Annotated in this window: 11 protein-coding genes; 5 read left to right on the plus strand and 6 right to left on the minus strand. The window is 61.0% G+C overall.

The window, feature by feature from the left end; genetic code table 11:
• Positions 1-46: 46 nt before the first annotated feature.
• Positions 47-1441 (minus strand): sensor histidine kinase, encoded by a 1395-nt coding sequence (locus AC1DIS_RS22515; RefSeq protein WP_477743188.1) that lies wholly within the window; start codon positions 1439-1441, stop codon positions 47-49.
• Positions 1419-2102 carry a response regulator transcription factor gene (locus AC1DIS_RS22520; RefSeq protein WP_007934994.1) on the minus strand — a complete coding sequence of 228 codons (684 nt, stop codon included), beginning with the start codon at positions 2100-2102 and terminating at the stop codon, positions 1419-1421. Before AC1DIS_RS22520 ends, AC1DIS_RS22515 begins: the two co-directional genes overlap by 23 nt.
• Before the next feature lie 160 nt (positions 2103-2262).
• On the opposite strand from AC1DIS_RS22520, the gene AC1DIS_RS22525 reads away from it, so the two are divergent.
• The 5 genes from AC1DIS_RS22525 to hcnC all read left to right on the plus strand — a co-directional run bounded on the left by AC1DIS_RS22525 (position 2263) and on the right by hcnC (position 7118).
• Complete coding sequence (locus tag AC1DIS_RS22525; RefSeq protein ID WP_064617596.1) at positions 2263-2583, plus strand: YdcA family protein; 321 nt, start codon at positions 2263-2265, stop codon at positions 2581-2583.
• A 182-nt stretch (positions 2584-2765) separates the two neighbouring features.
• Complete coding sequence (locus AC1DIS_RS22530; RefSeq protein ID WP_111453213.1) at positions 2766-3716, plus strand: hypothetical protein; 951 nt, start codon at positions 2766-2768, stop codon at positions 3714-3716.
• A 429-nt stretch (positions 3717-4145) separates the two neighbouring features.
• The gene (locus AC1DIS_RS22535; protein ID WP_477743187.1) at positions 4146-4457 is read left to right on the plus strand and encodes a (2Fe-2S)-binding protein; all 312 of its coding nucleotides are present in this window, start codon (positions 4146-4148) and stop codon (positions 4455-4457) included.
• The gene (gene hcnB, locus AC1DIS_RS22540) at positions 4457-5866 is read left to right on the plus strand and encodes a cyanide-forming glycine dehydrogenase subunit HcnB (RefSeq protein WP_111453215.1); all 1410 of its coding nucleotides are present in this window, start codon (positions 4457-4459) and stop codon (positions 5864-5866) included. The genes AC1DIS_RS22535 and hcnB overlap by 1 nt, the downstream gene beginning before the upstream one ends.
• The gene (hcnC, locus tag AC1DIS_RS22545; RefSeq protein WP_477743186.1) at positions 5859-7118 is read left to right on the plus strand and encodes a cyanide-forming glycine dehydrogenase subunit HcnC; all 1260 of its coding nucleotides are present in this window, start codon (positions 5859-5861) and stop codon (positions 7116-7118) included. Before hcnB ends, hcnC begins: the two co-directional genes overlap by 8 nt.
• A gap of 51 nt (positions 7119-7169) precedes the next feature.
• On the opposite strand, the gene AC1DIS_RS22550 is transcribed toward hcnC, so the two are convergent.
• From AC1DIS_RS22550 to AC1DIS_RS22565, 4 genes are all read right to left on the minus strand, one after another.
• Positions 7170-8039, minus strand: a complete 870-nt coding sequence (locus tag AC1DIS_RS22550) for an isocitrate lyase/PEP mutase family protein (protein ID WP_477743185.1) — start codon at positions 8037-8039, stop codon at positions 7170-7172.
• 134 nt (positions 8040-8173) lie between these two features.
• Complete coding sequence (astA, locus tag AC1DIS_RS22555; protein WP_064617603.1) at positions 8174-9208, minus strand: arginine N-succinyltransferase; 1035 nt, start codon at positions 9206-9208, stop codon at positions 8174-8176.
• A gap of 61 nt (positions 9209-9269) precedes the next feature.
• Entirely contained in the window at positions 9270-10286 is a 1017-nt protein-coding gene (locus AC1DIS_RS22560) for an arginine N-succinyltransferase (protein WP_477781086.1), read from the minus strand.
• 119 nt (positions 10287-10405) lie between these two features.
• Positions 10406-11755, minus strand: coding sequence for an APC family permease (locus AC1DIS_RS22565; RefSeq protein WP_477743184.1), 1350 nt, complete (start codon positions 11753-11755; stop codon positions 10406-10408).
• Positions 11756-11780: the final 25 nt, after the last annotated feature.

Consider the following 11780-nt stretch of genomic DNA (forward strand, 5'->3'; position numbering starts at 1 on the left):
CCACAGGGCTGCTCCCACATTGATCTTCTTTGTTATGGAGATTGGGTCAAGCCTGGGGAATCAGGCTCTGCCGGCAGTCGATCATCAACTGCGCGCCACCCAGTTCGCTGTCGCCCACTTCCAGCGTAAATCCGTGCAGGCTGATGATCGCCGCGACGATCGACAACCCCAGGCCGAATCCGCTTTGCGGGTTGCCGCCTTCGGCGCGATAGAAACGTTGAAACACCGCCTCGCGCTCGGCCGGCGCAATCCCGGGGCCGGAGTCGAGCACTTCAATGCGCGTGTGCCCCGCGTCATTCACCCCACGCAAAATCACCTGGCCACCTGGCGGGGTGAATTTGATCGAGTTGCTCAGCAAGTTCGCCACGGCTTCAAACAGCAGAGCGCGGTCACCGTTGAGCCCGGGCAAGGATTCGGGCATTTGCAGTTCAAAGGTCAGTTCGCCTTCTTCCGCCAGCGGCAGATAAAAGTCATGCAACTCCCGCAGCAACGGCACCGGGTCCAGTCGCACGAACCCCGAACGGCGCTGGCGATCCTCCAGTTCGGAAATCCGCAACAAGCCACGGAAACGCGCCATCAAGGTGTCCGCCTCGCCGAGCACCGAATCCAGTTGCACGGCCAGCGTCGAGCCTTCATCGGCCTGCTGCTGAATCCGGTACAGCTGCGCCCGCAGACGAGTGAGCGGCGTGCGCAGGTCATGGGCGATGTTGTCGCACACGCCCTTGACCTCATGCATCAAGCGCTCGATGCGTTCGAGCATGGCGTTGACGATGGCGGCGAGCATGTCCAGTTCGTCACGGCGATTGGACAACGGCAGGCGCCGGGTCAGGTCGCCGGCGACGATGGCTTCGGCGCTGGCCTGGATCGCCCGGATCCGCCGCAGCGGGCGCCGTCTCAATAAATGCCAGCCGGCGATGCCCGGCAAAATCGTCAGCGACACGCCCCACAACAGCGCGTGCAGGATGATCCGGGTCACGGCAAACAACGAACCGTTGTCCCGCACCAGCACCAGCCAGCGGCCGTCCAGGGTTCGGGTCGCGACGGCGTCGCAGCTGTCGGCGGGCAGGGTCGGGTCGTCGGATTCGGCGCAATCGCCGAGCATGTGAATTTTGCCGTCCAGCGGCAGTTCTTCGGGGATCTGGCGCAAGGCGCCGCTGAGGTAGCGCTGCTGGTCATCGAACAGGCCATAGGCATCGATGCCGCGAATGTCGAAGGTCATGCTGGCGGCGAGGGCATCCACCAGTTGCTCGCCCTGGAAGCGTGAAAACAGATGCTGACGTTGCATCAGCGAGTGTTTGGCGAGGGTGTCGAGGTAGTTGGACACCTCGTAATACATGACCCCCATGAGAATCGCGCTCCAGGCGACGAACAGCGAACTGTAAAGCGCCAGCAAACGGCTGCTGGAGGAACGCCAGCCTTTAGAGGGGTTCAGCAATGACATAACCCGAGCCTCGCACGGTCCGAATCAGTGGGACTTTGCCTGGCGGGTCGATTTTCTTGCGCAGACGGCCGATGTGCACGTCGATCAGGTTGGTGCCGGGGTCGAAGTGATAACCCCAGACTTCTTCGAAAATCATCATCCGCGACAGAATCTGCCCGGTGTTGCGCATCAGAAATTCCAGCAACTTGTACTCGGTGGGCAACAGCGTCAGCAACTGGCTGTCGCGGCTGGCCTCGTGGCTGATCAGGTTCAGCTCCAGATCGGCCACGCGCAACGTGGTGGCCTGGGCGGTCACGGTGTTCTGCCGGCGCAGCAAGACTTCGACCCGGGCGGCCATTTCATCGGTGGCGAATGGTTTGGTCAGGTAATCATCGCCGCCGGCGCGCAAGCCACGCACGCGTTCATCGACGTCGGAGAGGGCGCTGATCATCAGAATCGGCGTGGCCACGCCCATGGTGCGCAAGGTGGTGACAATCGCCAGGCCATCGAGCTCCGGCAGCATGCGATCGAGGGTGATCAGGTCGTAGTCGCCGCTGACGGCGCGCTCCAGGCCTTCGCGGCCATTGTCGACCCAATCCACTTCGAGGCCGTGGCTGCTCAGTTCGGCGACGATTTCCCGGGCGGTCACGGCGTCGTCTTCGATGGTCAAAATACGGGTCATAGGGCTTGCCTGATAATCGGTTCAATACGAAGTTGAGGCATTTTGCCAAGAATTACATGCGGCTGATTAAATTAACTTTCATGTGGTCTCGTGAGGCTGGTCGCAACATTGATATCATCCAGCCATGACTCTAAATGGAAGCTGCACTGTGCGCACTTTAATGGTTCGTGGCTGGATGCCAATATTTGTGCTGTTGTGCCTGTTCGGTTCATCCGCCTGGGCTGCCAATACGCCGTGTTCGGGGAAGAAGGGCGGTATCGATCGTTGCGACGGCGATCTGTTCCTGTGCAATGACGGCTCCATCAGCGGTTCAAAGAAAAGCTGTTCGGCGATGTTTGGCACTAAAAGCCAGGCGCGGCCGCAGACGCTGTTACAGGAAACCGAAGGCTGCGCCTGCGGTACCGGTACGTTCTGCACCGGGCCAAGAGGCGGGGTGTATTGCCTGACGCCCAGCGGCAACAAGAGTTACAAGCGCAAGTAGTTCGGTTGGCGCAATGCATAAAACCCGCCGCCAGCGTCGGCTCCTTGCAAAGTGCATGGTCCTGAGAAGTTCATTGTTTTCAACTTGTTGAAATTCAAGGATTTATTTAAGTGGTGCGACTGGCACGCTGTCTGCAACGGCTCCTTTGACGAGTTGTAACAACTGCCTGGAGTACAACAACAATGAATAGATCCCCCGATGGTTTTTATCCTGTCGCCGAAGAGTCCAGCACACTATCGGGCGTCTCGTGGCCCGCAATCTTCGCCGGGGCCGCAGCGGCCGCGGCGTTGTCGCTGATCCTCGTACTGCTCGGTTTTGGCCTGGGTTTCACGGCGGTCTCGCCGTGGGCCAATGAAGGTATGAGTGCCAAGGGCCTGGGTATTTCGACGATTGTCTGGCTGGCCTTTACACAGATCGTGGCGTCCGGTCTCGGCGGTTACATCGCCGGCCGCTTGCGGGTGAAGTGGGCGTTCATGCACGGCGATGAGGTTTATTTCCGTGACACGGCCCATGGCTTCCTGGCCTGGTGTGTGGCGACGCTGGTGACCGCGACCCTGGTGGTCGGTTCGGTCAGTAGCGTCGTCAGCGGTGGTGTGCGGGCCGGGGCAGTGGTCGCCGGCGGTGCCGCCAGCGCCATGACCCAGGCTGCCGGCAGCGCTATCGGCAATCCCGCGAATGATCCGTACGGTTACTTCATCGACAGTCTGTTTCGCGATGACCGCCCGGTGGCTGTCAGTGATGACGCCACCCACGGCACCGTCACCCGCATCTTCGCGCGCAGCCTGAGCAACGACGGTCAATTGGCCACCGAAGATCGGGCTTATCTGGCGCAATTGGTGGCCCAGCGGACCAACCTCACGCAAGCGGACGCCGAGCGTCGTGTCGATGAAGTGTATGCCCGTACTCAAAAAGCCGTGGCCGACGCCAAACTGGCCGCGCAACAAGCGGCTGACACTGCCGCGAAAGTTGCGGCATGGACGGCGTTGTGGATGTTTATCGCGCTGTTGGCCGGTGCGTTTTTCGCCAGCCTCGCCGCGACCTTCGGCGGTCGTCGCCGGGATGCCGTGGAGTATCTGGAGGCCGATGCCTATGTGACCACCACCACGACCACGACGCTACCACCTGTTCGCTAACCCAGGAGAACCCCCATGCGCTCATTACTGCTGTTCCTGCTCGGCGTGCCGATCCCGATCATCATTCTGATTGCCTTGTTCATGCACTGATCCCTTCGAGGCATTTGGCCTCTGCCGCTTCTGCCTCCGGTAGAAGCGGCGTTTTGCTTTTTTTGCGCTGCGGGCGGCGAAGACGGTGTTTGCAGATTAGTTCGTCGGCTCAGGTGTTTTTACTGGCCTGGATCAATATTTCCTTCGGCGATATTTCCTAACATAAAAAGATCCAGCCCCATCTCGCGGTATTGACTACATTGCTTGGACGCGCAGCTGATGCGTTGTCGAAGTACCAGTGCAGACCTTCTCGTTGTTATTAGTCAGGTGGCCCGCAAGGTGTAGTGCAGCATGGAGCTGAAGAATCTCACCTGAACCTTTCATGGATGAACAATCGCAATGCAACGCATAAACCGAACCTTCGATATCCAGCCACTGGTGCGGGCGGATATGACTGTGTGCATCAATGGCCAGACTGTCAGCGCCGCCATCGGCGAAACCGTCCTGACGGTCATTCAGTCACTGGGCATTCGCCAGGTGGCCCGTAACGATCACGATCAAATCAGCGGTGCCTATTGCGGCATGGGCGTGTGCCAATGCTGTCTGGTGAAAATCGATGGCCGGCACAAACGGCGTGCCTGCCAGACGATCGTGCGTGAGGGCATGCGCATCGAAACCCGGGTCAACCGTATCGCCGGGCAGGAGGTTTGATGAGCCTGCAACCGGTGATCGTCGGCGGCGGGCCGGCGGGTATGGCCGCGGCCATTGAACTGGCGCGCCATGGTGTGCGTTGTACCTTGCTCGAAGAGGCTTCGCGTCTTGGCGGGGTGGTCTATCGCGGCCCCTTGCGCGATAACGTGCAACTGGATTACCTGGGGCCGCGCTATTCGGAAGTGCTGGCCAAACTGCATGGAGAATTCCACGAGCAGTCGGGCCTGATCGACGTGCGCTTGAACCACCGCGTGGTCGGCGCCGAAGGTACCCGGGCGTTGGTGGTGCTGGACGTCAATGAGCATTTGCAGGAGGTCCAATACCCGCAGCTGCTGTTGGCTGCCGGTTGCCATGAGCGCAGCGTACCGTTCCCCGGCTGGACCTTGCCTGGGGTGATTCTGCTGGGTGGTTTGCAACTGCAAATCAAGAGCGGCGTCGTTCAACCCCAGGGGCCGGTGGTGATTACTGGTACCGGTCCGCTGTTGCCGCTGGTGGCCTGCCAGCTACACGCTTCGGGGGTGAGCGTCGCCGGAGTCTACGAGGCGTGCGCGTTCGGCAAGATCGCCCGGGAAAGCCTCGCGCTATTGAACAAGCCGCAGTTGTTCCTCGACGGTTTGAGCATGCTCGCGTACCTGAAACTGCACGGCATTCCCATGCACTATGGCTGGGGCGTGGTCGAGGCTCAAGGCGAGGAAGAGTTGAAATCAGTGACCGTTGCGCCGTACTCCAGCACCTGGGAGCCAGACCTGAGCCGCGCCGAACGGATTGCCGCGCAGACCCTGGCGGTCGGCTATGGCTTCATTCCTCGCACTCAACTCAGCCAGCAAATGGGCCTGGACCACGGCTTCAGCGATGACGGCTACCTGCGGGCCAGCGCCAATGTCTGGCAGCAAAGCAGCGAACCCCATGTGCATCTGGCCGGTGACATGGGCGGAATTCGCGGAGGCGAGGCGGCCATGCTTGCGGGACGAATCGCAGCAGTGTCGATCCTGCTGCAACGTGACGTGCTGGATGCGGAGTTGGCGCGGGTCAGACGTGACCGCTACCTGTCGAAACTCAAGTCCATCGTGCGCTTTCGCGCCGCCGTCGACCGTTACACCGAACGCGGTGCCGGGCAGACCGCATTGCCGGTCGCCGACACGGTGATTTGCCGCTGTGAGCACGCGACCCGCGCCGACATCGATCGGGCGCTGGAGCAGGGTGTGCAAGACCTGGCCAGCCTGAAAATGCGTACCCGCGTGAGCATGGGCGACTGTCAGGGGCGGATGTGCGTCGGTTATTGCACCGACCGTTTGCGCGAAGCCACCGGGCGGCAAGATGTGGGCTGGTTGCGACCGCGCTTTCCCGTCGACCCGATTCCTTTTTCAGCATTCCAGTCTGTCGGCACGGAGGCTGCAAGCCATGAGTAAGTTCTACGACGTGATCATCGCCGGCGGCGGTGTGATCGGGGCGTCCTGCGCCTATCAGTTATCCAAGCGCAAACACCTGAAAGTCGCGCTGATCGACGCCAAGCGACCCGGCAACGCGACCCGTGCTTCGGCCGGTGGCTTGTGGGCGATCGGTGAGTCGGTGGGCTTGGGCTGCGGGGTGATTTTCTTCCGCATGATGTCGGCCAATCGCAAGCGCGAAGCCCAGGGTGCGGCGGTGGCGGTGGACTCCAGCACGCCGCATATCCTGCCGCAGTCGTTCTTCGATTTAGCCTTGCAGTCCAACGCGATGTACCCGGATTTGCACCGGGAGCTGCAGGACAATCACGGGATGGATTTCAAGTTCGAGAAGACCGGCTTGAAATTCGTGATCTACGACGATGAAGACCGGCTCTACGCCGAGCACATCGTGGCGTGCATTCCGCACCTGGCGGATCAGGTGCGCTGGCTCGATCAAGCGGCACTGCGCGAAGCCGAGCCAAGTGTCAGCCATGAGGCGAGGGGGGCGCTGGAGTTTCTCTGCGACCATCAGGTCAGCCCGTTCCGCCTGGCCGATGCCTACACCGAAGGCGCGCGGCAAAACGGTGTGGACCTGTATTTCAACACCAACGTCACCGGGGTGCTGCACCACGGCTCGCAGGTCACTGGCGTGCAGACCTCCGAGGCCGGTGTGTTCCGTTGCGATACGCTGATCAACGCTGCGGGTGCGTGGGCCGCCGACCTCAGCGAGCATGCCACCGGCATTCGCATTCCGGTGAAACCGGTGAAGGGCCAGATCCTGCTGACCGAGCGCATGCCGAAGATCCTGCGCGGTTGCCTGACCACCAGCGACTGTTACGTGGCGCAGAAAGACAATGGCGAAATCCTGATCGGCAGCACCACCGAAGACAAAGGTTTCGACGTGACCACCACCTACCCTGAAATCAGCGGTCTGGTGCAAGGCGCGGTGCGCTGCATTCCTGCGCTCGCCGACATCAACCTGAAACGTTGCTGGGCCGGGTTACGTCCTGGTTCGCCGGACGAACTRCCGATTCTCGGGCCGATGAAAGGCGTGCAGGGTTATCTCAATGCCTGCGGACATTTCCGCACCGGCATCCTGACCTCGGCGATTACCGGCGTGGTGCTGGACAAACTGGTGAATAACGAGCCGTTGCCGCTGGATATCACACCGTTTCTGGCGGATCGGTTTGAAGTGACGCCGGAGGTCGAATCGAAAGAAGCGCACATGGCTTGACCTCAACCTCACCACAGACGCGCGAGCGCTGTGGTGAGGGCGCTTGTGCCGTCATTCTTTAACGCGCATGAACTCTTCCGCCCAACGAATGTAGTCCTCCGGCTGCGTATAGGTATGCGTCAGTTCGGTGGCGTTCAGGTCGGAGGCCTGGGTGAAGATCTGGCGCTGTTCACGCAGGCTGTCATAAGTGGCTTTGATCGCTGCGAAGTAGGCGCCATGGCCGTCGATGGTGACTCGCACGCCCAATTCGGCCAGGCGTTTGTCGTCGCGCAGCAGCGGGTTGCCGTAGGTGACCAGCATCAGCGGTACGCTCAGGTGTTCGGCGATCTGTTCCAGATGATCGAAATCCTGCACGCCCACCATGCAAATCCCGTCGGCCCCGGCCTGTTGGTAATGCTGGGTGCGGCTGATGATTTCCTGGACCGGCAGGATCCCTGCGTTGGTGCGGGCGATGATCGCCATTTCCGAGTCGACCCGGGCTTCCAGCGCCGCGCGGATCTTGCCGACACCTTCGGCGACCGTGATCAGGTCGGTGGACTTGCGACCGAATTGCGCCGGCAGCAGAGTGTCTTCGATGGTCAGGGCGGCCACGCCGGCGCGTTCGAGTTCGACGATGGTGCGCATGACATTGAGCGCGTTGCCGTAGCCGTGATCGGCGTCGGCAATGACCGGCAATTGCGCCACTCGGCCGATGCGGGTGGCTTGTTCGGCGAACTCACTGAGGGTGATCAACGCAAAATCGGGAGCGCCCAATACCTGCAACGACGCCACCGAACCACCCAGGATTCCCACCTCAAAACCCAGGTCGGCGGCGATGCGTGCCGACATCGGGTCGAAGACAGAGGCCGTGTGGTAGCAGATGCCGGAAGCGAGCAGTTGGCGGAAATTACGGCGTAAATCTTGGTGAGAAAGCCTGGACATACGAGTTCCACCATATAAAGGAATGGAAGGGCTTGAGCAAAAGTGTCAACGCCGAAGGAACAAAAGGCTATCACGCGGGCGGGTAAAGGATGATGACGAATTTTTTTGGCAAGTGAACGCAAGATCTTTTCCGCTCACGCCGCTACCGCTTGCTGCTGTTGGTTGAGCAGCGGCACCGCGCGTACCGAGCTGCCGGGTTGCAATTGCAGGCGTTTGGCGGTGAGGCGGTCGACCACCAGGCTATTGCCCACCAGCCGCGCCCGGGCGGTGGTGATGCGGCAGTTTTCCAGGCGACGGTTGTGGATCAGCCATACCGGGGCCTGGTCGTCGGGCGTGCCGATGGCCAGCACCAGTGATTGGCTGTCGCGCACCGCGCGGATTCTCGACACCGGGGCTTCGATCACCGGGCCTGCGTCGAAGATGTCGATGTAACCCTTATGGGCAAACCCCTCGGCGGTGAGGATCTTCAGCGCCGGTTCGGTGTTGGGGTGGGGCTTGCCGATCACCGCCTGGGCCTGTTCGGTGAGCAGGCAGGTGTAGAGCGGCTGGCGCGGCATCAGTTCGGCGATGAACGCTTTGCTGCCCAGCCCCGACAAGTGATCGGCATGGCTGAAATCCATCTTGAAGAAGTGCCGGCCCAGGCTGTCCCAGAACGGTGAGCAGCCATGTTCGTCGGCACTGCCGCGCAGTTCGGCGATGAGCTTGTCGCCGAACAGCTGGGGGAATTCGGCAACGAACAGCAGTCCCCCCAGCGACAGCAATCGACCATTGCTGCCATAACGTTGATCGTGTCGCAGAAACAACGAGCAGATTTCCGATTGCCCGGTCATTTCGTTGTTGAGGAACAACGTGGGGATCTGGCGCTGAATGCCCAGGTCCGGCGATGAACTGACCGTGAGCCCGACCCGGTAGTTGTACCAGGGCTCACGCAGACCGACGGCCCCGATCAGGGCACTGACGCCGACCACTTGCTGATCATCGTCTTCGAGCACAAACAGGTAGTCGGCATCCGCGCGCTCGACCTGTTCGGCGAAAGTCCGCTGGGCCCAGCGCACCCGGTGGGTCAGGCGCTCTTCGTTGGCCGGCAGGGTAGTGAACCCGGGGCCGGCCCGTTGTACCAAATCCAGTAAAGCGGGCAGGTCGGTCATTTGAACCGGGCGCAAAATCATGATGCAGCTCCTTCTTCGCGCCTGCTCGGGCGCTGTCGTTGGGCTCGGGGCCGGTTGCCACTCACAGGGCGATCAGCCGGATCGCACTGGCGTCGGTCACGTTCAAGGCCGCGCACATCTCGGCGCTCAAGGCGATAGGTTGCCCGGCGCAGTAGTCCAGTTCGGCGACGATGGCGCGGTAGTCCTTCAACGAATCGTTGCTCACCAGGTAACTGCCACGGGCGTCGATGGGCGAGCCCGTCTGCACCGTGCCGGCCTGGCTCTGGGCGATGGAACGAATGCTTGAGGTGCGGGCGTACAGCGTCGGGCCGCCGTCGAACAGGTCGATGTAGCTGTTGGTCTCGAAGCCTTCGCGCTCCAGAATGTCGAAGGCCTCCTGGCCATCGGGGTGGATCCGGCCGATGCAATCTTGCGCAGCCTGCGACAGCATCGGCACGTAGATCGGGTATTGCGGCATCAATTCTGCGAGGAATGTCCGGCTCTGCAGGCCGCAAAGCCGCTCGGCCTCGACGTAAGGCAAATCGAAGAAATGCTTGCCCAGCGCATCCCAAAATGGCGATTGCCCCTGTTCGTCGCTGTAACCGACGATCTCGGTGATCACCGCTTCGGCAAAACGTGCCGGGTGGGCGGCGATGAACAGCAGTCGCGCCCGGGACAGCAACTCGGAAAATGGCGTGCGCTCCAGTGCCGAGTCGATATGGAAACCGCGCAGCAAAGAGTGAYCGCTGAGGTCTTGGCACAACGACAACGCCGGCACCCCATGCTCGATGTTCAGCTCCCGTGAGGCGCTGGTGAAATGGCGGTTGCGCAAACTGTAGAACGGTTCGCCGAACCCGGCGGTGGCGAGCACTTCCGAGCAGCCGACCAGACGGCGAGTCGTCAGGTTTTCCAGCACGAAGAAATAGTTCTCCGGGCCTTGGCCCTGGACGTCTTTTTCGAACGAAGCACAGGAATCGAGAATTTTCTCCCTCAGGCGTTCGGTGTCGTCCGGCAAGGACGTGACCCCCACCAGACTGTCGCGCGCCAGCTGCTGCAACTGGGGCAGGTCGGTTAACTCGACTGGACGTAAGACCAGCATGGACATACTCCTGTATCAAAGGGTTCGGCGGCTTGCACCGAACCTGACTATCACTGTCGGTTTCCACGCGTAAAATCGGCAGTCGCCTGAAATCATGTCAGACGTTGCTCTTTTTCTTGTCAGCCGTTGCTTGGGTCGGGCAGTGCGGTGCTGGCACCCAGTTTGTTGAGGAAGAACAGATAGACCAGGCCCAGGGCAATCCAGATCAGGCCGAGTTTCTGCGCATCGACGCCCATGTTGTACATGATGGCCGCGACGATGATGAAGCCGATGACCGGGCAGATCAGGTGACGGATCACCTGGCCGGATTGCTGCCGGCGCCAGTAGTAGTTGATCACGGTCAGGTGCAGCAGCATGAAGCCGCTCAGGGCGCCGAAGTTCACCAGGGAGGTGAGGGTGTCCACCGAGTTGATGAACAGGTAGCAGATCACCAGCGTCAGCACCGCCACCAGATAAATGCTCAAGTACGGTGTGTTGTGTTTCGGGTGCACTTTGGCCAGCACTTTTGGCAGTTTGCCGTCTCGGGCCATGCCGAACAGCAGTCGCGAAACCGCCGCTTGGGAGGTGATGGCGACCGCCACACCCCAGGCCAGCGCGGTGGCCACGGCGGTCAGGGTGGCCAGCCAGCTACCGGCGGCGATTTCGGCGATTTCATAGAACGCGGTGTCGGCGGACTTGAAGCCCAGGCCGGCGGCCAGGTCGGTGGCGATCCAGGTCTGCACGACGAAGATCACGCCCATCACCAGCAGCGTAATCAGCGCAGCCTTGCCGACACTGCGGCCCGGATCACCCTTGATCTCTTCGGCGAGGGTGGAAATGGCATCGAAACCGAGGAACGACAGCACCGCAATCGACACCGCTTGCATCAGCAGGGCGAAGTTGAAGGTTTCGGGGTTGTACAGCGGCGCCAGGGTCAGCTGACCGTTACCGCCGCCACTGTGCAAGGCAGTCCAGGCGTAGAACAGGAAGATCCCCAGCACCACCAGTTGCGCCAGCAGGAAGATGATGTTCATCCGCGCGGTGAAGGTGATGCCCCGCAGGTTGACGAAAGTGGCGCTGACCAGAAAGGCCAGGATGAAACCGACTTTCGGGATGTCCGGGTACAAATGATTCAGCGCCATCGCCGCGTATACGTAGAGCAGCGGCGGAATCAGCAGGTAATCGAGCAGCATCAGCCAGCCGGCGATAAACCCGACATGTTGGTTGAGGCCGCGTTGTGCGTAGGAATACACCGAGCCCGCCACCGGAAAGGCCCGGGCCATGCTGCCGTAACTGAGGGCGGTGAACAGCATCGCCACCATGCCGATGATGTAGGCCAGCGGCACCATGCCGGGTGCTTCGGCGTTGACGTAACCATACACGCCGAACGGAGCGATGGGGATCATGAAGATCATCCCGTACACCACCAGGTCGGTCAGTGACAGGCTACGTTTCAACTCTTGCCTGTAGCCGAATTCTTCAATGTCCATGAAGCCGTTCTCCTTGATATAAGCA

Source organism: Pseudomonas sp. 05N433, assembly GCF_056396925.1.